Annotated in this window: 14 protein-coding genes and 1 pseudogene; 5 read left to right on the top strand and 10 right to left on the bottom strand. The window is 63.4% G+C overall.

From position 1 onward, the window contains the following. Positions 1-11 precede the first annotated feature (11 nt). The 5 genes from NKI24_RS18290 to NKI24_RS18270 form a co-directional block, all read right to left on the bottom strand. Complete coding sequence (locus NKI24_RS18290) at positions 12-1,313, bottom strand: MFS transporter (protein WP_352448438.1); 1,302 nt, start codon at positions 1,311-1,313, stop codon at positions 12-14. A gap of 58 nt (positions 1,314-1,371) precedes the next feature. Further along, positions 1,372-1,569, bottom strand: a complete 198-nt coding sequence (locus tag NKI24_RS18285; RefSeq protein ID WP_352448437.1) for a twin-arginine translocation signal domain-containing protein — start codon at positions 1,567-1,569, stop codon at positions 1,372-1,374. Between the two features lie 392 nt (positions 1,570-1,961). Continuing rightward, positions 1,962-2,759, bottom strand: a complete 798-nt coding sequence (locus tag NKI24_RS18280) for an ABC transporter ATP-binding protein (RefSeq protein ID WP_352448436.1) — start codon at positions 2,757-2,759, stop codon at positions 1,962-1,964. Between the two features lie 11 nt (positions 2,760-2,770). Beyond that, the gene (gene ntrB / locus NKI24_RS18275) at positions 2,771-3,667 is read right to left on the bottom strand and encodes a nitrate ABC transporter permease (protein ID WP_352747183.1); all 897 of its coding nucleotides are present in this window, start codon (positions 3,665-3,667) and stop codon (positions 2,771-2,773) included. A 74-nt stretch (positions 3,668-3,741) separates the two neighbouring features. Continuing rightward, a complete protein-coding gene (locus NKI24_RS18270; RefSeq protein WP_352747181.1) occupies positions 3,742-5,058 on the bottom strand; it encodes a CmpA/NrtA family ABC transporter substrate-binding protein in 1,317 nt (438 codons plus the stop codon). Between NKI24_RS18270 and NKI24_RS18265 the strand changes: the two genes are divergently transcribed. Then, positions 5,042-5,173, top strand: a complete 132-nt coding sequence (locus NKI24_RS18265; RefSeq protein WP_352747178.1) for a hypothetical protein — start codon at positions 5,042-5,044, stop codon at positions 5,171-5,173. The genes NKI24_RS18270 and NKI24_RS18265 overlap by 17 nt on opposite strands. Positions 5,174-5,416: 243 nt before the next feature. Here NKI24_RS18265 and NKI24_RS18260 read toward each other — a convergent pair whose 3' ends face one another. Then, positions 5,417-6,655, bottom strand: a complete 1,239-nt coding sequence (locus tag NKI24_RS18260) for a CmpA/NrtA family ABC transporter substrate-binding protein (protein ID WP_352747175.1) — start codon at positions 6,653-6,655, stop codon at positions 5,417-5,419. Positions 6,656-6,657: 2 nt separating this feature from the next. After that, entirely contained in the window at positions 6,658-7,257 is a 600-nt protein-coding gene (locus tag NKI24_RS18255; protein ID WP_023676288.1) for an ANTAR domain-containing response regulator, read from the bottom strand. Positions 7,258-7,384: 127 nt separating this feature from the next. On the opposite strand from NKI24_RS18255, the pseudogene NKI24_RS18250 reads away from it, so the two are divergent. From NKI24_RS18250 to NKI24_RS18240, 3 genes and pseudogenes are all read left to right on the top strand, one after another. Beyond that, positions 7,385-7,741: pseudogene (locus NKI24_RS18250) on the top strand (ABC transporter permease subunit); the annotation flags it as partial. A 243-nt stretch (positions 7,742-7,984) separates the two neighbouring features. Then, complete coding sequence (locus NKI24_RS18245) at positions 7,985-9,079, top strand: branched-chain amino acid ABC transporter substrate-binding protein (protein ID WP_352747172.1); 1,095 nt, start codon at positions 7,985-7,987, stop codon at positions 9,077-9,079. 42 nt (positions 9,080-9,121) lie between these two features. Next, the gene (locus NKI24_RS18240) at positions 9,122-11,626 is read left to right on the top strand and encodes an adenylate/guanylate cyclase domain-containing protein (protein WP_352681415.1); all 2,505 of its coding nucleotides are present in this window, start codon (positions 9,122-9,124) and stop codon (positions 11,624-11,626) included. 232 nt (positions 11,627-11,858) lie between these two features. On the opposite strand, the gene NKI24_RS18235 is transcribed toward NKI24_RS18240, so the two are convergent. The 3 genes from NKI24_RS18235 to NKI24_RS18225 all read right to left on the bottom strand — a co-directional run bounded on the left by NKI24_RS18235 (position 11,859) and on the right by NKI24_RS18225 (position 21,335). Further along, positions 11,859-13,358 carry a helicase HerA domain-containing protein gene (locus NKI24_RS18235; RefSeq protein WP_352747168.1) on the bottom strand — a complete coding sequence of 500 codons (1,500 nt, stop codon included), beginning with the start codon at positions 13,356-13,358 and terminating at the stop codon, positions 11,859-11,861. 146 nt (positions 13,359-13,504) lie between these two features. After that, positions 13,505-15,571 (bottom strand): PAS domain-containing hybrid sensor histidine kinase/response regulator, encoded by a 2,067-nt coding sequence (locus tag NKI24_RS18230; protein WP_352747165.1) that lies wholly within the window; start codon positions 15,569-15,571, stop codon positions 13,505-13,507. 52 nt (positions 15,572-15,623) lie between these two features. Further along, the gene (locus tag NKI24_RS18225) at positions 15,624-21,335 is read right to left on the bottom strand and encodes a HAMP domain-containing protein (protein WP_352747284.1); all 5,712 of its coding nucleotides are present in this window, start codon (positions 21,333-21,335) and stop codon (positions 15,624-15,626) included. A gap of 287 nt (positions 21,336-21,622) precedes the next feature. On the opposite strand from NKI24_RS18225, the gene NKI24_RS18220 reads away from it, so the two are divergent. Further along, positions 21,623-21,925: a hypothetical protein gene (locus tag NKI24_RS18220; RefSeq protein ID WP_352448428.1), complete on the top strand. Its 303-nt coding sequence runs from the start codon at positions 21,623-21,625 to the stop codon at positions 21,923-21,925. Positions 21,926-22,228: the final 303 nt, after the last annotated feature.

The following is a 22,228-nucleotide window of genomic DNA, read 5'->3' as shown; positions in this document are numbered from 1 at the left end:
CCACTCCGCTCTCACTCAGCCGCGTAGGAAAGGCCTGAAGCTTCGTCAGACGCCGTGCGCTCCATCCGCCGGATGGAAAAATGCATCCAGGCAAAGCAGGTGGCGACGATGACGAAGAGCAGCATGAAGCAGCTCGACCAGACGCCGGTGAGGTCGTTGAGCACGCCGAAGGCGATTGGCAGGATAAAGCCGCCGAGCCCGCCAATCATGCCGACAACGCCGCCGACCGCGCCGACACTCTGCGGATAGTAAGCCGGGATGTGCTTGTAGACGGCGGCCTTGCCGAGGCTCATGAAGAAGCCGAGCACACAGGCAACGGCTATGAAGGCGAGCGGGCCGATCTCGAAATGGAAGGCGATCGGCCCGCTGATACCGCGCACGACGTAGTCTGCCGAGGGGAGAGACAGAACGAGAGTCGCGACGGCACTGACAGCGAAGGTGCAGTAGAGCACGGTGCGGGCGCCGATCCGGTCGGAAAGCACGCCGCCATAGGCGCGGAAAATACTTGCCGGAATTGAATAGGCCGCGCCAATCATGCCGGCGGTCGCAAGCCCGAAGCCGTAGACGCCGATCAGGTACCGGGGCAGCCACAGCGAGAGCGCCACGAATGCACCGAAGGCGAAGAAATAATAGAAGGCGAAGCGCCAGACCTGCAGGTTCTTGAGCGGCGCGAATTCCTGCAAGAAGCTTCTCTTGGGCGCTGCCTTGCCGGCGCGGCGCTCGCGGATGACCGGGTCGTCGCCAGTCGTGAACCAGAAGACGGCGGCCATGACGACGAGTGCTGCCGCCCAGATCAGCGCGACCGACTGCCAGCCCCAGGAGAGAAGCACGAACGGTGCCAGGAACTTGGTGACCGCGGCGCCGACATTGCCGACACCGAAAATGCCAAGCGCCGTACCCTGCTTGCCGGCCGGGAAGAAGCGCGAGACATAGGCGACACCGACGGCGAAGGAACCGCCGGCGAGCCCAACGCCTAGTGCGGCGACCAGCATCTGCCCGTAGGTGTGCGCAAAAGCGAGCAGAAAGGTCGCGACCGCCGCCGCAAGCATGGTCGCGGTGTATACCAGCCGTCCGCCAAAACGGTCGGTCCAGACACCGAGCACCATACGCACGAGCGAGCCGGTGAGGATCGGCGTGCCGACGAGCAGGCCGAACTCCGTCTCGTTCAGCCCCAGCTCCTGCTTTATGCGCACGCCGATAATTGAAAAGATCGTCCACACCGCGAAGCAGACGGTGAAGGCGATGGTGGACATGGCAAGCGCCTGCCGGGGAGCGCTGTCCTGGCTGGGCGCGGCTGGGAGATTTGCGGTCATTTTCTGGCTCCGGTTTGCGGCGTGGGAGGCACCGCCCTTGTCTGTTCGTTCGCGACTGTCAGCGGCGCAGCATCGGCGAACTGGTTGAAACCGAGCTGTGCGCGGTCACTTCGAGACCCTTGCCGTCAGTCTTGGCGCCGTCGGGAAAGAGGAGGAGCGCGGCGGTGAACAGCGCCGCCGTCAGCGCGCTGACGGCCAGAAAATCACGGCGCGTGAAGTCCGCGAGGGACGCGGCAGTTCCGATCCGTTTCGTCATCGTCGTCTCCGGTTGGACGCCGCTTGGGATCAGCGCCGTCGATTGCGTTAAAACAAAAAAGCCGCCGGCCAGGTCTTCGCGTCCGGGTTCCGGGAGCGCGTGTGGACCTGAGCGGCAGCTTTGCCTGTGGCGCCCGCCATTGGACGCCGTTTCACTTGGCCCTTGCGGACCCTACATTTCGGAAAGCAGGAAGCGTGCCAATTCGACAGCGCTCTTAATTATCGAATGAAATCAATATGAACCGCAGCCGCGCGACTTTTGACCAAGCTCGGCAGCGGATCAAAGATTAGTCAAAATGCCTTGCACAGCAGCATAATATTTGTGCAATGCGGTAGATTGCCCATTGCCGATGCAGATTGCCAATGATGATGACGAGTTTTCCCGTTATGGCCTTACTCCGCGGCTTCGACGAAGCGGTGGCGTTCGTAGAGGAATTTCAGCACCGCCTCGCGGCAGCGCAGGAAGGTGCGGTCGGAGGAAAGCTCGATGCGCCGGCGCGGCCGGGCCAGCGGCACGGCAAGAACCTCGCCGATGGTGGCCGCCGGGCCGTTGGTCATCATCACGATGCGGTCGGACAACAGCACCGCCTCGTCGACATCATGGGTGATCATGATCGTCGTCGAGCCGAGCCTCGAATGGATATCCATCACCGCGTCCTGAAGATGGGCGCGCGTCAGCGCGTCGAGCGCCCCGAACGGCTCGTCGAGCAGCAGGATCTTCGGCTCCATGGCCAGCGCCCGGGCGATGCCGACGCGCTGCTTCATGCCGCCCGAAATCTCGGCCGGACGTTTGTCCTTGGCATGCCCCATCTGCACGAGATCGAGATTGCGCATGATCCATTCATGCCGCTCGGCCCGGCTCTTGCTCCGGCCAAAGACCTTCGTGACTGCCAAATTGATGTTTTCGTAGACGGTGAGCCATGGCAGCAGGCTGTGGTTCTGGAACACCACGGCGCGTTCCGGGCCGGGACTATCGACCTCCTTGTCTTCGAGCAGAACGGCGCCGGCCGAGACCTTGGTCAGGCCGGCGATCAGGTTGAGCAAGGTCGACTTGCCGCAGCCGGAATGGCCGATGATCGAGACGAATTCGCCCTTGTCGATGGTCAGCCGGATGTCCTTCAGCACGTCGCTGACCTGGCTGCCGCGGGCGAAGGATTTGTCGATGTGGTCGAGTTTCAGATAGGCCGTCATCGTCCCTCTCCTCACTTTGCCGTTGTGCCGCGGGTGACGAAGACGCCGACCGCCGCGACCAGGCGGTCGAGGCAAAAGCCGGTGACGCCGATATAGGCGAGCGCGACAATGATGTCGGGCAGGCGCGACGAGTTCCACGCGTCCCAGATGAAGAAGCCGATGCCGACGCCGCCGGTCAGCATTTCGGCGGCGACGATGGCGAGCCAGGACAGGCCGATGCCGATCCGCAAGCCCGTGAAGATGTAGGGCGCGGCCGCCGGCACCATAATCTTCACAAAGAACTCGAACTGATTGAGCCGGAGGATACGGGCGACGTTGCGGTAGTCCTCGGGGATGTTGCGGACACCGACCGCGGTGTTGATGATGATGGGCCAGATCGAGGTGATGAAGATGACGAAGATCGCCGACGGGCTGGAATCGCGGAACGCCGCCAGCGACAGCGGCAGCCACGCGAGCGGCGGCACCGTGCGCAGGATCTGGAAGACCGGATCGAGACCGCGCATCGCCCAGATCGACTGGCCGACGAGCGCGCCGAGCGCGACGCCGACGATTGCTGCCAGGCCGAAGCCCATGGCGACGCGCTGCAGCGACATCAGCACCCGCCAGGCGAGTCCGATGTCCTGCGAGCCATTGTCGAAGAACGGGTGGGCGATCAGGTCATAGGCCTCGTTCCACACTTGGCTCGGCGGTGGCAGGCTGGCTGTGGGCGACGAACAGGCGACCTGCCAGACGACGAGCATAATGGTGATGACGATGACCGGCGGCACCAGCGTGCTGGCCAGTTTGGCGGCGATCGCGGCCGGGTCGAAGCGGCGCCGCGCCCTGGCGGTCAAGGCGATGACCTCGGCGGGCTTGGCCGGTGCGGGGAACGGCTTCACCTTGCGGTCCTCGATGGCTTGGATAGACATTTCTCGAAAAACTCCTTGGCGGCGGGTGCAAGGCAGGCGGCGCTGCCACCGCCTGCCGCGCATCTATGTCAGGCTCAGGCCGATGCCTTGATCTTCAGGCTGTCGAGATAGGCGGACGGGTTCTCCGGATCGAAGATCTTGCCGTCGAAGAAGGTCTCGACGCCGCGCGACGTAGACGCCGGAATATCGGCCGCGGCGACACCAAGATCCTTGGCCGCCTCGCGCCACAGATCCTCACGGTTGACTTGGCCGACCAGTGCTTTGATGTCGGTGGTCGGCGCGAACTTGCCCCAGCGAATATTTTCGGCGAGGAACCAGCTGTCGTGGCTCTTGAAGGGATAGGACACGCCGCCCTGCCAGAACTTCATGTAGAGATCGGTGCCGTTGGCGACGCGGCCATTGCCGTAATTGATGTCGCCCTTGAGGCGGCCGATGATGTCGGCGGTCGGCACGTTCATCCATTGCCGCTTGCCGATGATGGCGGCCATCTCGTCCTTGTTTTCCTTGGCTTCGCACCATTGCTGGGCTTCCATGACGGCCATCAGGATCGCCTTGGTGGCGTTCGGATACTTGTCGATGAAGGCGGCGCGCAGGCCGAGCGCCTTTTCCGGATGGCCCTTCCACAGCTCGCCAGTGGTGGCGGCGGTGAAGCCGACGCCCTGGTGAACCAGCTGCTCGTTCCACGGCTCGCCGACACAGAACACGTCCATGTTGCCGACCTTCATGTTGGCGACCATCTGCGGCGGCGGCACGACGATGGTCGAGACGTCCTTGTCGGGATCAATGCCGCCGGCGGCCAGCCAGTAGCGCAGCCAAAGATCGTGCGTGCCGCCCGGAAAGGTCATGGCGGCCTTCACCTCCTTGCCTGCGGCCTTCTTGACGGCGAAGGCGTCCTTCAGCTTTGATGCGTCGAGGCCGACGCCGGTGCCGGCATATTCCTGGGCGACGGAAATGCCCTGGCAGTCGTAGTTGAGCCGGGCCACGATCGCCATCGGCAGTGGCTGCTTGTTTTGAGTCACCTTGCCGGTGTGCATCAGATAAGGCATCGGCGTCAGGATATGGGCGCCGTCAATGCCGTTGGCTTCGCCGCCGAGCACCAGATTATCGCGCGTCGCCCCCCAGGAGGCCTGCTTGAGCACCTCGACGTCGGGCATGCCGAATTTCTCGAACAGGCCCTTCTCCTTGGCAATCATCAGCGGCGCCGCATCGGTCAGCGCTATAAAGCCGAGCTTGGCGCCGGTGACTTCCGGCGCGGCGGGCGCCGCATAGGCGCCGGAGGGCAGCAGCGCACGCGCCGCGGCCAGCGTTGCCGTGGTGGCCGCGCTGATCCTCAGGAAATCGCGGCGGCTGATCGCCGTTTGGGCGGAATGGCTATTGCTGCTTTTCGTCATCGTCATCTCCGGTTGGGCGCGGCTTGGGATCGGCGCCGTCGATTGCGTGTTCGACCAAAACAAAAAAGCCGCCGGCCAGGCCGCGCGCGTCCGTCCATCCGGGATCGCGTGTTGACCTGAGCGGCAGCGTTGCCTGTAGCGCCCGCCATTGGACGCCTATTCCGTGACCCGAGAAGAGTCTGCCTATTGCAACGCAGGAACCGTGCCAGTTTCGGAATGGATGACAAACATCAATGAGATCAACGACTTGCCAAAATCGTCGGCGCGCCGGCCCGCTGGGCGAGCAAGCCAAAGATTGTTCATTAGCGCAGTTGCACGCACATTTTTTGTGCAGCGCACAAGAATGGCGCCGAAATGATCAGACTTCGGCGCGCGCCAATTTCTGGCCGGCAATGTAGGCGTCGATCTCGTCGGGATCGAAGATCTGGCCATCGAAGAAACCATCGGGACCGAGCACCAGGCTTGCCCCCGCCGAACCGACCGGAGTCGCGGCCTTCAGCGCGCCCTCGACCTTGGCATTGGCACCGGGAAGCGCTACGCCAAGCGGCTTCAACGCCGAGCGGTAGAGATCGGGGCGGTAGCAGTCGCGGGCAATAGCGAGGTTTTCCGGCGTGTGCGCGACATGCCCCCAGCGCACCATCTGCGTGTAGAACCACAGCGCATGGCTCTTCCACGGGAAGTTCGCCGCCTTGCCGAAGGGCAGAAAGAAGTCGCCGACGCTGAGTTCGGCGCCGCCGCCGAGCGCCAGATGGCCGCTGAGGATCGGCATCTGCAGCGCCGGCGCAAGCCCGAGGAAGGCCGGCTGCGCCATCAGGGCCGCGAGTTCGTCACGGTTTGCCGGATCCTGGCACCAGCGCGCCGCGTGATGAAGCGCACGCAGCAGGGCTGAAAGCGCGTCCGGCTCTCTTTCCGCCCATGCCTTGCGCACGCCGACGACTTTCTCGGGGCTGGTCTTCCAGATGGCCGCCTTGACCGTGGCGATATGGCCGGTGCCCGCGACGACCGAGGCACTGTTCCAGGGTTCGCCGACGCAGTAGCCGTCGATCCTGCCGGCGGCGAGTGCGTCGGCCATGAACGGGGGCGGCACGATGACGATCTCGATTTCACGCGACGGGTCGATGCCACAGGCGGCGAGCCAGTAGCGCAATTCATAATTGTGCCCGGAGTGCGGATGGACGACGGCGAAGCGAAGCGGATCGCCGCCGGCATTCACCCGTTCACGAATCAGCGCTCCCAACGCCTTGCCGGCCCGCGCCGGATCGAGATCGGGTTGGGCGCCGTGCGCGGCCATGCCCACCCAGACCGCGTTCGAAACCGTCACGCAATTGCCGCCGAGGCCGAGCGAGAACGGCACGACGGTATCGGAGGCGAGCGGTGTCAGCCCCAGATTGCAGGCGATCGGCATCGGCCCCAGCATGTGCGCCAGATCGAAATGGCCGATGGCGATGCGGTCGCGGATGTTGGCCCAGGACGTTTCCCGGTTGAGCGTCAGGTCGATGCCTTCGCGCAGGGCGAAGCCGATTTCCTTCGCCGCGACAAGGATAGCGCTGTCGAAGAGCGGCATGAAGCCAGCATTGATCCGGTGCTCGGCCGCCATTCTCAACTCTCCTCGGGATCCAGCAGGCCTGCCGCCGTTACCAGGCTCTGGGCGATCTCGGCGATCTTGCGGTTCTGGTTCATGGCGGTCTTGCGCAGCAGCGTGTAGGCCGCGTCCTCCGACAGGCCGCGCGACTTCATCAGGATGCCCTTGGCGCGATCGATCACCTTGCGGCTCTCCAACTCGCTGCGGGCTTCTTCCAGTTCGCGCGCCATACGCGAGAAGGCGTTGAAGCGGCTGATCGCCATGTCGAGGATCGGCTTGACCCGCTCCTGCCGCAGGCCGTCGACGACATAGGCTGATACCCCCGCTTCCACCGCGGCTTCGATCGAAGCCTGATCCGAGCGGTCGACGAACATGGCGATCGGCCGCTTCACCACGCGCGAAAGCTGGAACATGTTTTCGAGCATGTCGCGGTTGGGATTTTCGAGATCGATGACGATGACGTCGGGTTCGATCTCGGCGATCCGTCGCGCGATGCCGGCGACGTCGTGGATGACCGTGACCTGCTGATGCCCAGCCTCCCGCAATCCCGCTTCGATTATCGAAGCGCGGATGTGGTTTTCATCGATCACCAGGACAGTGAGGGATTTGCGGATCATGCCGCATTTTGCGCAGGCGAGACGATTGTGCAATGCGGCATCCCGAGATTCACGGAAACAATGCCGGCGTCCAGGCGTCGCCTGAGGAATTGGACGCGACGGCCAGCGTCGCGGCGGTGGTGCTGGGGCGGTCGGCGACAACGAACGGGCAACACGCCTGTCCGGCGTACGCTGCTGGCAGGTGATCACGGCGCTCTACGTTATCTCGAGCGTGCTCGTCGGCACTGCACTACATCGGCCTGATCAAGGCCGTCGCTCGCCGACCCGCTGGTGCTGCCTTGGGTGGCCGCCGCCGTCGTCGGCGGCACCTCGATCTTCGGCGGCCGCGGCGCCTGCACCGGCACAATCAACGGCGCTGATCCCCACCGCGCTGACGACGCTGCTGACGATTTTGCAGATGCCGGAAGGGGCGTGGTGGATATTGTTTGGGTTAATCGTGCTGTTTGTGACGGCGGCTTATTTGCGGATTGTGGAGGAGAGATAGGGGGAAGCTGAGGCGGGGGGCTGCTTTGACCCAATCACGACGCTCACTCCGGTCAGTGGTAACGTCCGGATTTGGCGCGCGATTCCGACCTCAGTGAACGAAGTTATGACACGCCATTCCAGTGTATGCTTGCTTCGCCAAATTGGGTGTGCGCTGCAATAGCAGCCCGAGACAGTCGCGCTTGCCGAAGGGGCTGTCGGCTTTGACGGGATTGGCGTAAGCTACAGTTAAGGGGGTGCACACATGCACCGCATCATCGCCATAGCGATCTTAGTTCTCGCGGCCGTGTTCAGTTCCGCGCAGGCGGAGGTGCTGATCGGCGTCTCGGCTGCGATGACGGGACGGCTCGCCTGGATCGGCGAGCAGGGACAGCGCGGCGCGGAGATGGCAGTGGCCGACGTCAACACGGCGGGCGGCGTGCTCGGCCAGAAGGTGAGGCTCATCTCGGTCGACGACTTCTGCGATCCCGAGCAAGCTGTGGCGGCCGCCAAAAAGCTGGTGGCTGACGGGGTCGTGCTCGTCGTCGGGCATTATTGCTCCGGGGCCTCGATCCCCGCATCAAAAGTGTACGAGGAGGCGGGCGTCGTTGAGATATCCCCAGGCTCGACCAATCCGCAGCTGACCGAACAGGGCCGTGCCAATGTCTTTCGCACCATTGGCCGCGACGACGCGCAAGGTTTCATCGCCGGCAACTACCTTGCCGATCGCTGGGGCAACAAGAAGATTGCGATCCTCCACGACAATTCGACCTATGGGAAGGGTCTCGCCGACGAGACCAGGAAGCAGCTGAACAAGCGGGGCGTGACTGAGGCCGTTTACGACGCATACATTCCCGGGAAGGACGACTATTCGGCCGAGGTCGCTACGTTGCAGACCGCCGGCGTCTCCGCCTTATATGTGGGTGGGTATCATGCCGAGGTTGCGCTGATTGCTCGCGCTGCACACGACAGTGGCTACACGGTTCAGCTCATATCCGGAGATGCTTTGGCGACCGAGGAATTTGCCCTGATCGCCGGCCCCGCGGCGGAGGGGACCCTCTTCACGTTCCCGGCGGACCCGAGGCGAAGCCCCGAAGCGGCCGCGGTCGTTGAGCAGTTCCGTGCGGAGAATTTCGAACCCGCGGGCTACACGCTGTTGAGCTACTGCGCGGTCCAGGTTTGGGCCCAGGCAGTCTCGAAGGCAGGTTCGCTGGAGCAGAAGGCCATCATTGCGGCACTGCACGAACAGGAATTCGACACCGTCATCGGCCGGGTCGATTTCGACGACAAGGGCGACCTCACGAAGCAGAGTTGGGTTTGGTACGTCTGGCGCGGCGGAGAGTACGTGCCGGTTGAATAGGGTTCGCTGATCGCCGGCGTGCCGGCTGAGATGTCTAGTCTGATGCAGACCAGTGTGGCCGGACTGTTCCGACTCGCCGAGCTTGAACGCCTCGGCATACGCGGCCGGCTGTTGCTCGCCTTTTTCGGGATCAGCGCCCTTGCGGTGCTGGCAACCGCTGCGGCGCTTTATGCCTTCCTCCAGGTTGGCGACGTCGTGGACCGAATTACCACGGATCGAGTGCCGTCGGCGCTCGCCTCCCTCCAGCTGTCGCGCCAGGCCGAACGGGTCGCTGCTGCCGCGCCATCGGTGCTAGCAGCGACAAGCAGGGCTCAGCACAGCGAGGTCTCGGCTGCCGTCGCGCTCGAGATGTCCCGCCTCGAGGCCCTGCGCACGGACCTCCGGGATGCCACGTTGGGCACAGTGCCTTTGGCCGAGATCGAGGAAGCCGCGATTGTTCTGAGGCGCAACCTGAAGGAGCTCGACTCTCTTGTTGTCGCCCGGCTCGACGTGGTCGCCCGCAAGGAGGAGCTCCTGAACCGCCTCGCCGCGACGACGACCGGAAGCCAGCGCCTTGTGGCCACCGGCATCCTAGTAATGGATTCCAGGCTCCCGCAATGGAGGGCGGTCGCGGCCGACACGTCGCTGTCGCCCGATCGACGCGCAGCGGCGATGGCCGACCTGGTCCAGGCGATTGCGGCTTACATTCCCCAGCAGAAGGCGCAGCTGGAGATCTCGGCGGTCAACGACGCGCTGGTGAAGGTCGCGAACGCGCCGACGCCGGGCGACCTGGCGTTGATCCTTTTTCCGCTACGCCGTTCGCTCACTGCTCTTGAAAAGGTTTCCACGGAGATCGACGAAAAGCTGCGGACCCGCTTCCGGCAGCGTGTTGACGAGTTCAGGGGTTTGACCGACGGCGAGGACAGCATCCCCAAGGTGCGGGAGGACGAGTTTGCTGTCCTGGCACAGGGCGAAAGGCTTCTGGCCGAGAACAATCGACTGTCGCGCAATCTCACCGCTGGTGTCGATCGCCTGGTCGCCACGGCAGATCAGGAGATCGCTGCGTCCGGTCGCGAAGCCGCGCTCGTCCAGCGCTACGGCACCGCGGTTGTACTCGGCTCCGCCTTTCTCAGCCTCCTGAGTTCGGTTCTGGTTGTCTGGCTCTATGTCGACCGCAGCCTCCTCGCCCGACTGGGGGCCGTGAGCCAAGGCATGCTCGCGATTGCAGGGGGCAATCTTCGTGCGCCGCTGCCAGCCGCGGGCAGCGACGAAATCGGGCGCATGGCCGAAGCGCTGAGACTCTTCCGGGATACTGCTGTCGAGGTCGAGGAAAAGAACCTGCGCGACGTTGCGGAAGCTCGTCAGCGGCTCATCGATGCCATCGAAAGCATCTCCGAAGGATTCGCTCTGTACGACTGGGAGGACCGGCTCGTCCTCAGCAACAGCCGCTACCGCGAATTGCTCTACACCGGTCTGGAGAGCGAACTGACGCCCGGCACGACATTCGAGCAAATCATTCGCCGATCCGCTGAGCGCGGCTACATCAGGGACGCCGAGGGGCGGGTCGAGGAGTGGGTCGCCGAGCGCCTCTCGCGGCACCGCAACCCTGGCGAACCTTGGGTGCAGAGGCGAGGCGACGGGCGATGGGTCATGGTCAGCGAGCGGCGGATCAGCGCCGGCGGCACGGTCGCCGTCTATTCGGACATCACTGAGCTGAAGCAAAGGGAGGAGAATCTCGCCGAGAAATCCGTGGTTCTGGAGGCGCTTTCCAGCAAGCTGGCGAAGTATCTGGCGCCCCAGGTGTATCGCTCGATATTCACCGGCCGCCAGGAGGTCAGGATCGCCAGCCAGCGGAAGAAACTGACAATATGCTTCTCCGATATCGCCGGCTTTACCGAGACCACTGACAAAATGGAATCCGAGGATCTCACCCAACTCCTCAATCACTATCTGACGGAAATGTCGAAAATTGCTTCGGATCACGGCGCGACGATCGACAAATATGTCGGCGACGCGATCCTGATGTTTTTCGGCGATCCCGAGACTCGCGGCGTCAAGGAGGACGCGCTGGCTTGCGCGCAGATGGCACTTGCAATGCAAAAGCGGATTAGCGAGCTTGCCGAAGTCTGGCGGGACATGGGGATCGAAACACCGCTGCGCTGTCGCATCGGCATCCATACCGACTACTGCACCGTCGGTAACTTCGGCAGCGAGGACCGGATGGACTACACGATAATCGGCGGCGCCGTGAATCTCGCCTCGCGCCTGGAGCAGGAGGCGCCGCCGGGGGCCATCCTCATTTCCTACGAGACGTTTGCGCAAGTGAAGGACGCAATCGACTGTGAGGAACTGGGGCAAGTCCAGGTCAAGGGGATCGCCTATCCCGTCGCCACCTACCGCGTCATCGATCTGAAGGCCAATTTGGCGGCCGCTCGTCGTGCTGTTCGAACGGAGCTGCCGCACTTCAGGTTGGAACTTGAACCGGAGCTGATGTCCCCTGACGAGCGTGGCGATGCCGCCAATGCACTTCGAGACGCGCTGGATCGGCTTCGTCACAAGCCTGGGTAGTAGGGCTTGGTCCACAACGACCCCTCCCAATGGACACAAGGAGTGGGATGTGGGACGCCGCTCATTGGCGCTATCGATGCGAAGGTCGCAGAACGGTCGCGGTCAGTCTTCGAACTCGGGCGGAACGTCCGCATCGGAGCCGAGACTTAACATTCACGGCATCACTGGCAAGGTCCGGATATGGCGCTTTGCTGATGTTGAGTAACGTCAGTTTTGGCCTAAACCACCCCAATTAAACAGCCACCCTCCCCTGCACCACCTCCTCCGCATTGGGGTCGCCCGGTGCCGTCGCCCAGGCCAGTTCGACGAGTGTCACCGTCCGCCGGCCAACCCCATCCAGCTGGCAGACGATCAGGCCCTGTTCCTCGATATAGCTCAGCAGGCGCCGGGCGCGGCGTAGCGAGTGCGAGCCGTAGGCGCGAGCGATTGCCGCGTCGCTCGGGCAGGGCCAGCCCTCCTTGGCGGCGCGAGCGATCATCATGAACACGCCTTGCATGTCCTCGGGCAGCAGCGAGGCGCGCGCCGAGACGTCCTGCCAGGCGTCGTCGCCTGCCATGTCGGAGCCGAGGCCGGCACGGGCGCGGGTCAGCATGCGGCGGAACTCGGGCAGGTCCGGCACGACCGAGGCGAGGCCCTCGATGCGGCAGCGGACCACGAACTCCTGATAAAGCACGCCGATGACCCGGAAGCCGGCATCGGGTTGCGCCAGCACGGCGCGCAGCACCCGGTCGACGCGCTCGCGCCGCTCCGCCAAATCCTCGGCGCTGATCGGCGGCTCCACCGCTTCGGGGCGGATTTCCAGCGCCGCCGATTTTGCTGCCATCAGCTGATCGAGCAGGTCCGGCGACGAGCGGCGCTGCGGCCGCACGGTTTCCGGCGGCGGCGCCGCCAGGATGATCGCGCGGGCATCCTCCAACGCCGATTCCGGCAGCGGCATCAGGCGCGGGGTCGCGTTGCGCGGGCTTGTATCTGTCGGGCCGATGCGCAAGCCGAGCGGACGGCGCGACAGCGCCGGGCCGAGCGCCATGAACTGCCCGCGCTCGAGGTCGCGAAAGGCCTCGGCCTGGCGCCGCTCCATGCCGAGAAGGTCGGCGGCGCGCGCCATGTCGATGTCGAGAAAAGTCCGGCCCATGAGGAAATTGGAAGCCTCGGCGGCGACGTTCTTGGCGAGCTTGGCCAGCCGCTGGGTGGCGATAATCCCGGCCAGCCCGCGTTTGCGGCCGCGGCACATCAGATTGGTCATGGCGCCGAGCGAGAGCTTGCGTGCCTCGTCCGAAACCTCGCCGGCGACGGCCGGCGCGAACAGCTGCGCCTCGTCCACCACCACCAGCATCGGGTACCAGTGGTCGCGGGCGACCTCGAAAAGCCCGCCGAGGAAGGCGGCGGCGCGCCGCATCTGGTTCTCGGCGTCGAGCCCCTCGAGATTGAGCACCGTGGAGACGCGGTGGATGCGCGCCCGCTCGCCGGCGCTCTGCAGGCCGCGCTCGGTATGCTCCTCGGCGTCGATCACCAGATGGCCAAAACGGTCGCCCAGCGTCACGAAGTCGCCTTCGGGGTCGATGATGGTCTGCTGCACCCAGGGCGCGCTCTGCTCCAAGAGCCGGCGCAGCAGGTGGGACTTGCCGGAGCCCGAATTGCCCTGCACCAGAAGCCGCGTCGCCAGCAGTTCCTCAAGATCCAGCGCCGCCGGGGCGCCTGCGCTCGTCTGGCCCATCTCGATCGCAACGGTCATGTCTCGAGTCTCCTTGCGGAGAGGGCTTATCAACCGCATCACAGCCCGTCGAGCGCGCCATGGCCGGCGCTCCGTGTTGCGCACAGGCTGGATGTCGCGGACGATCGAGGATACGGAACCGTTTCGATTCGATGAGGCTTGTCTCTTCAGGTCGAAAAGCGGTACCCGCCTTTCACCGGGTGGGCCTGCCTGGCTTTCTGCGAGCCGGCGCGCGCGGCCGCCGCAAGAATGCTCTCCATCAGGTCCTTTTCGCGCAGCGGTTTGCCGAGCAGCGGCACGTCGGGGGGCCGGTCGGCGATCGCGTCGGCATCGGCATATCCCGTTATCATCACCGCCGGCCAATCGGACCGCAGATTGCGGGCGAACCGAATGACCTCCAGGCCCGAGACCAGCGGCATGGCAAAATCGGTGACGATGACATCGAAATCGTACGGCGCCCGCTCGATCATCGCCAGCGCTTCGGCACCGCCCCCGGCACAGGTAACCGCAAAGCCATGTTGGCGAAGCGATTGCGCCGTCAGTTCCCTCAGTGCGTTGCTGTCGTCGATCAGCAGGACCGATGGATAGTCCTCGCCGGCATTCACGACGGTGTCGTCGGCATCGGATTTCTCGGCGATTTCGACCGGACGCTCGATTGAACGCGGCAGCCAGAGCTGGACGGATGTTCCACTGCCGACGGTGCTTTCAATGCGAAGCGTGCCGCCCGATTGCTTGACGAAACCATGCACCGTGCTCAGACCGAGGCCAGTGCCTTTGCCGACCGGTTTTGTGGTGAAGAACGGTTCGACGACCTTGGCGAGAATGTTAGCCGGTATGCCCGACCCCGTGTCCTTGACCGTGACCACGACATAGTCGCCCGCCGAAATATCCTCGGCTGCACTGCCTAGCGTTCGATTTTGCGCCTCCACGATTATCGTGCCGCCGGACGGCATGGCATCGCGCGCGTTGAAGACCAGGTTCATCAGCGCGAGCTCCAGCTGGCTGGCATCGACATGCGCCGGCCACACAGTGTCGTCGACAAGCCAATCGAAACGGATCAGGCCGCCCAGGACCGGGGCCACCAACCCGTTCATTGTATCGCCGAGCGCGGCGAGGCGCACGGCCCGCGGCCTCAGCGTCTGGCGGCGCGAGAAGGCAAGCATGCGGTTGACGAGCTCGGCGCCTTGTTTTGCCGACCGGCGTGTCAGTTCCAGAACCTGCCTGGTCTGTCCGTCGAACTCGGCATGGCGCTCGAGCAATCCCAATCCGCTGAGAATTGCGGCAAGCAGATTGTTGAAATCATGCGCCAGGCCGCCGGTAAGCTTGCCGATCGCGTCGAGGCGCTGCGACTGCAGCAGCTGGTCCTCAAGCTCGCGCCGCTCGGTAACGTCCAGCAATGTGCCGAGGATCTCGGGCTTCCGGCCGTCGGAGCCATTCGACAGGACGCCCTGGTCGAGAAAAATCCGGTAATTGCCGTCGGCGCATTGCCAGCGGAATTCGCAGGTGTAGGAGCCGGTGGCCTTGGCTGCGAGCAGGACCTCCCTCACTCTCGGCAGATCGTCGGGATGAACGCGGCTCAGGCCTAAGCCTGGATCGGCGGTCAGCCGTTCCGCAGGAAAGCCGGTCAGGCGTTCGACCCCTTCGGTGACAAAGCTGGCGCCGAACGGCGGCTCCGCCGCCCTTGCGTGGAAGCAGACCGGAAGAGAGCTCAAAATGGCATGCTGCCGCTCCTGTGCGCTGCGCAGCGCCCGCTCGGCCTCGAGCTTTTCCTTCTGCGCCTGCAGTGCCTGGGCCAGCAGCCGTTGCTCGGCAGCCGCCTTTTGCTGGATTTCGAGCGTCTTCTCATGAAGTTCGACGAACACGGCAACCTTGGAACGCAGCATGGCCGGGTCGAAAGGCTTGAACACGTAATCCACCGCGCCGGCGTCGTAGCCGCGCAGCATGTGCGCGTCTTCCTTGTTGATGGCGGTGAGAAAAATTATCGGCGTTCGCCTGGATTGCTCGCGCTGGCGGATCAATCCCGCGGTCTCGTAGCCATCCAGCCGGGGCATCAGCACGTCCAGCAGGATGACTGCGAAATCCTCCTTCAGCAGTGCGCGCAGCGCTTCTTCGCCCGACTGCACGCAGACGACTTCACCGATAGGGGCCAGAACCTCGCCGATCGCCAGCAGATTGCGCTCGTCGTCATCCACGGCCAGGATGCGCGCCTTTGCCGGCCCCGCTGCCGGCGCCATGACCTCCAGCTTCCTTGCTCCGTTTCTCGATAGCTTCTGCATCGAGCGGCCGTCAGTTCACTGCCATGAGCATCTTTTCCGGACCATGGACACGGGATCGCGAACGGCCGATCCAGACACGCAGCAATGCCAACAGCAGATCGAGGTCGACAGGCTTGGCGATGTAGTCGGAGGCGCCGGCATCGAGGCACTTCTGCCGGTCGCCCTTCATTGCCTTGGCTGTGACCGAGATCAACGGGATATGGGCGATCGCCGGCATGCTGCGGATCTGCCGCATCGTCTCGTAGCCATCCATTTCCGGCATCATGATATCGATCAGTGCCGCATCGATGTCCGGGCTCTGCTCCAGAAGCGCGATACCTTCCCGGCCGCGCTCCGCATGCAGCACCTGGATGTCATAGGTCTCGAGAACGCTGGTAAGCGAATAGATGTTGCGGATGTCGTCGTCGACGATGAGGACCTTTGCGCCGGCGAGGTCGAATTTGTCCGGCTGTTCGGCTGCCGCACCATCGTTTTCGTGGCCTCGCCCGGGGAGTGTTGCCGACATCAGGAGAGCCAGCTGCGCGAAATTCTCCGCCCGCGGAACATCCGCCAATGCCGGATGCAAGGCGAGCGACTGTTGCAGCGCTTCCGGATGAGGCGCAAAGAACAGCAGTCGCGACACCGACTGCCCGAACAGGATGGCAATCTCATCCAGCATCTGGGCGTTGTCCTTGGCCGAGCGGCCAAAGCCGAGCACAACGGCATCATAATTGGCGATGCCGATTTCGTCCGCATTCGCCGCGACGCGGCCGATCGCCGTAACCGAGGTGACGCCGTCGCGGATCGCCTCGATCAGCGAAAGGCGGCGCTCGGGATCGGGATCGGCAATCAGGACGCGGCTCTGGACGCGGAGCTTTCTGGAATGAATATCCTGGAAGACCTTCATCAGTTCGTCCGACGATACGGGCTTGGTTGAAATGCTGAATGCACCCTTGCGGGCAAGCACCTCGATGTCTTCGGCGCCCGAGATGACATGAACGGGAATGTCCTTGGTTTTCGGGTCATGGCGAAGCAGATCGAACAACACCCAGCCGTCGATATCCGATAGTCCGAGATCGAGCGTAATCGCGTCGGGAACCAGCTTGCGTGCCAAAGCCAGCGTGCCGGAGCCCGCGGTCGACAGGACGCCTTTCAGCCCGGCCGAACGTGCAAGGCCGAGCAGCAAACCGCCGAAGGTCGGGTCGTCCTCGACGATCAGCACGACCCGATCTTCCGACGAGATCGTATCGCGGTCATCGAGCAATTCGGAGGACGGCGGGCTCGGCTGCGCTGTCGTCGCGGCCACCTCCATCGCCGGCAGCAACGCCGCTTGCGGGGCCAAGGCCATCCGGGGTCCGTCGAATGGAATGACCAGAGTGAACGTCGAACCCTTGCCCGGCGTGCTCTCGACCCGCAATTCGCCGCCGAGCAGCCGGGCAATCTCGCGGCTGATCGAGAGCCCAAGCCCGGTGCCGCCATATTTGCGGCTTGTGGTGCCGTCGGCCTGCTGGAAGGCCTCGAAAATCAGCTTCTGCTTGTCCTGCGGAATACCGATGCCGGTATCGGTGACCACGATCGCGAGCGCCTCCATCGGTTGCGCCGAAACGTTGTGACGGCCCGTCTTTTCGGCCCGGAAATTCAAGCGAACCTCGCCTTGCGAGGTGAACTTGAAGGCGTTCGACAAAAGGTTGAGCACGATCTGCTGCAATCGCTTCTCGTCGGTGCGGACGGTCTCCGGAAGCTCGGGATCGACGTTGATGGTGAAGCCAAGCCCCTTGTCGGTCGCCAGCTGCCGGAAGGTTCGCTCCATGTGCTGGCGAAGATGCACCACCGGCATGTCGTTGATGTCGATCGAGACGGTGCCCGATTCGATCTTCGACAGGTCGAGGATGTCGTTGATCAGGCTCAAAAGGTCGGTGCCGGCCGAATTGATGGTGCGCGCGAACTCGACCTGCTTGTCGTTGAGATTGCCCTGCTGGTTGGTTGCGAGCAGGTTTGAAAGGATGAGCAGCGAGTTCAGCGGCGTGCGCAGTTCGTGGCTCATATTGGCGAGGAATTCCGACTTGTATTTCGAGGTAAGCGCCAGCTGCTCGGCCTTCTCCTCCAGCGCCCGCCGCGCCATCTCGATTTCCAGGTTCTTGTTCTCCACCTGCTTCTTTTCGTTCTCGAGCAGCTGCGCCTTTTCCTGCAGCTCCTCGTTGGTGGCGTGCAGCTCTTCCTGCTTTTTGGTCAGCTCGGTCTGACGCGCCTGCAATTCCGAGGTCAGCAGTTGCGACTGCTTGAGCAGGCCTTCGGTGCGCATGGTGGCGGCGATGGTGTTGAGAACGATGCCGACGGATTCCATCAGCTGGTTGAGGAACGACTGGTGCGTGTCGCGGAATTCGCTGAACGAGGCGAGTTCGATGACGGCCTTCACCTCGTCCTCGAACAGAGCCGGAAGAATGATCACGTTCGCCGGCGCGGCATTGCCAAGGCCGGAGGTAACGCGCAGGAAATTCGGCGGCACATTGTCCAGCATGATGGCGCGCTTGTCGGCGGCACTCTGCCCGACAAGCCCTTCACGCAGATCGAGGCGTTGCTTGATTTCCGCCTTGCTTTCGGCGCCATAGGAGGCGGCGAGCTCCAGATAGAATTCATCCTCGTCGCGGTTGGTCACATAGAACACGCCATATTGCGCATTCACCAGCGGGGCGAGTTCGGACATGATGAGGCGCGAGATCGTGGCCAGGTCGCGCTCGCCCTGCAGCATGCGCGAGAAGCGGGCGAGATTGGTCTTCAGCCAGTCCTGCTCGGCATTCTTCAGCGTCTGGTCCTTCAAATTGCGGATCATCTCGTTGATGTTGTCTTTCAGCGCCGCCACCTCGCCGGAGGCCTGGACGCTGATCGAGCGGGTCAGATCGCCCTTGGTCACCGCCGTCGACACCTCGGCGATGGCGCGCACCTGAGTGGTCAGGTTGGCCGCGAGCTGATTGACGTTGTCGGTCAGGTCGCGCCAAAGGCCGGCAGCGCCGGGCACCCGGGCCTGGCCGCCGAGCTTGCCTTCGATGCCCACTTCGCGGGCGACGTTGGTCACCTGGTCGGCGAAGGTCGCCAGCGTCTCGATCATGCCGTTGATGGTGTCGGCGAGCGAGGCGATCTCGCCCTTGGCATCGACCGTCAGCTTGCGCTTGAGATTGCCTTGCGCGACCGCGGTCACGACATCGGCGATGCCGCGCACCTGGTTGGTCAGGTTCGTCGCCATCAGGTTGACGTTGTCGGTCAGGTCCTTCCAGGTACCGGCGACGCCCTCGACCCGCGCCTGGCCGCCGAGCTTGCCCTCGGTGCCGACCTCGCGGGCGACACGCGTCACTTCGCCGGCAAAGGAGTTCAGCTGGTCGACCATGGTGTTGATCGTCGATTTCAGCTCCAGGATCTCGCCCTTGACGTCGACGGTGATCTTCTTCGACAGGTCGCCGCGCGCCACAGCGGTGGTCACCTCGGCGATGTTGCGGACCTGGCCGGTCAGGTTCTCGGCCATTGAATTCACATTATCGGTCAGATCCTTCCAGGTGCCGGCAACGCCGCGCACCTGCGCCTGGCCGCCGAGCTTGCCTTCAGTGCCGACCTCGCGCGCAACGCGCGTCACCTCCGAGGCAAAGGAATTCAGCTGGTCGACCATCGTATTGATGGTGTCCTTGAGCTCGAGGATCTCGCCGCGCACATCGACCGTGATCTTCTTCGACAGGTCGCCCAGCGCCACCGCAGTCGTCACCTCGGCGATGTTGCGCACCTGGCCGGTGAGGTTGGCAGCCATCGCATTGACGTTGTCGGTCAAATCTTTCCAGGTGCCGGCAACGCCGCGCACCTGCGCCTGGCCGCCGAGCTTGCCGTCGGAACCGACTTCGCGCGCCACGCGCGTCACCTCGGAGGCGAAGGAATTCAGCTGGTCGACCATCGTGTTGATGACGTCCTTGATCTGCAGGATCTCGCCCAATGCATCGACGGTGATCTTCTGGGTCAGGTCGCCGGTCGCAATTGCCGTCGCCACCTTGGACACGTCGCGCAACTGCACTGTCAGATTGCCGGCCATGGCATTGACGTTGTCGGTCAGGTCCTTCCAGGTGCCGCCGACGCCCTCGACATGCGCCTGGCCGCCGAGCTTGCCTTCCGACCCCACTTCGCGCGCCACACGCGTCACTTCCGAGGCGAAGGAATTGAGCTGATCGACCATCGTGTTGACGGTGTCCTTGAGCTCGAGGATTTCGCCCTTGACGTCGACGGTGATTTTCTTCGACAGGTCGCCGCGGGCAACGGCGGTCGTCACCTCGGCGATATTGCGGACCTGGCCGGTCAGGTTGGCGGCCATCAGGTTGACGTTATCGGTCAGGTCCTTCCAGGTGCCGCCGACGCCCTTCACTTCGGCCTGGCCGCCGAGCTTGCCCTCGGTGCCGACCTCGCGGGCGACGCGCGTCACTTCGGAGGCGAAGGAGTTCAATTGATCGACCATCGTGTTGATGGTGTCCTTGAGCTCGAGGATTTCGCCCTGCACGGCGACGGTGATCTTCTTCGACAAGTCGCCCGAAGCGACGGCGGTCGTCACCTCGGCGATGTTGCGGACCTGGCCGGTCAGGTTCTCGGCCATCGAATTGACGTTGTCGGTCAGGTCCTTCCAGGTGCCGGCGACGCCGCGCACCTGCGCCTGGCCGCCGAGCTTGCCCTCGGTGCCGACCTCGCGGGCGACGCGCGTCACCTCGCCGGCAAATGAATTCAGCTGGTCGACCATGGTGTTGATAGTCGATTTCAGCTCGAGGATCTCGCCCTTGACGTCGACGGTGATCTTCTTCGACAGGTCGCCCAGCGCCACAGCCGTCGTCACCTCGGCTATATTGCGCACCTGGCCGGTCAGGTTCTCGGCCATCAGGTTGACGTTGTCGGTCAGGTCCTTCCAGGTGCCGCCGACACCTTCGACGCGCGCCTGGCCGCCGAGCTTGCCTTCTGTACCGACTTCGCGCGCGACGCGCGTCACTTCCGAGGCGAAGGAATTGAGCTGGTCGACCATCGTGTTGATAGTGTTCTTGAGTTCGAGGATTTCGCCTTTCACGTCGACGGTAATCTTCTTCGACAGGTCGCCGGAAGCGACGGCGGTCGTCACCTCGGCGATGTTGCGCACCTGCCCGGTCAGGTTCGTCGCCATCGCGTTGACGTTGTCGGTCAGGTCCTTCCAGGTCCCGGCCACGCCTTTCACGCGGGCCTGGCCGCCGAGCTTGCCCTCGGTGCCGACCTCGCGCGCCACGCGCGTCACTTCCGAGGCGAAGGAGGCCAGTTGCCCGACCATGGTGTTGACGATCTTGCCGATGCGCAGAAACTCGCCGCGCAACTGCCGGCCGTCGATTTCGACCATCATCGTCTGCGACAGGTCACCCTTGGCCACCGCGCCGATGACGCGCGCCACTTCGGCCGTCGGCTGAACCATGTCCTCGATCAGATCGTTGACGGAACGGACGCTCGATTCCCAGCTGCCGGTGGCGTTGCGGACACGGCCGCGTTCGCCGATCCGGCCATCCTTGCCGACGACCTTGCTGAGGCGCTCAAACTCGCGCGTGACCTGATCGTTGAGCTCGACGATTTCGTTGAAGGTGTCGGCGATCTCCGAATCGAGGCCAGAATAGATATTGTCGATGCGAACGGAGAAGTCACCGCTCCGAAAAGCCTTCAGCGCGTTCAGTATTTGACGGTGGTCCAATTGCCTTGTGGATGCAAGCACGCTCACAGCGCCCCTCCCAGCTCACGGATTTCTTAAATGTCCTGGTGAAACTGTCCCCTGCGGCCGACACAACTCCCCGCAAGCGCAAGAACGCGGCATGCTCGATTTGGTTCCAGACGAAATTGCCGCTATGCGGCAGGAATTTCGCAGCCGCATTCACGAAACGACGAGCAACAAAGATCCATAATGATTGTATCGATCAATATTTCTGCCCAACGGAACATCTCGAAAAAACTCTCGTTGGTATAGATCGCGATAGAGCGATGCAACTCGATGGAGACACTAAGATGATGAAAATTCTCTCTGCATCCCTACTTGCTATCGGCCTGGCCACATCTGCCATGGCACAATCCATGGGCTCCGGGACCGGTAACGACCCCAATACCGGCGTCAACACAAGCACTTCCGGCGGCAACACCGGGACTGGCAGCGCAACTACCCCGAACACGATCGATCCGAACGCAACGAGCGCCACCACGCCGCAGACAAACGGTATGGAGGACCGCTGTAAGGATACGGCGAGCAGCGATACCGACAACAATACCCCCAGCGGCGCCATGACGTCGGATATGCAGAACTGCAACAAGTAACGGCGTTTTGCTCAGCCGTCATTTCAGCCCGCTGCCTGGTCCAGACCGGTGCTCGCGGTTCAAACCACAGCCAGAAACATGCACAGACCGGGCACGGGCTCATTACTTCTGAATGGATCGGCGAGCCCAAGTAGAGCGGCCGATTACACTAGTCTCAGCTGGGTTCAGCGATAGGCGGCGGCCAGCCCGGACGGGCGGGCGTTCTGCTGATTTTCGCGGTGCGCGGCCTGAGACATAGGTGACGTTTTGTACCGGACACATGGGTAACACTTTTGGCTTTTGGCCGGAGGTGTTGATGCCGTG

It is taken from the genome of Mesorhizobium sp. M0701 (assembly GCF_040320365.1).
GTDB lineage: Bacteria > Pseudomonadota > Alphaproteobacteria > Rhizobiales > Rhizobiaceae > Mesorhizobium.
Note: the sequence above shows the minus strand (reverse complement) of the source record. Positions and strands in the feature narration are given on the sequence as shown.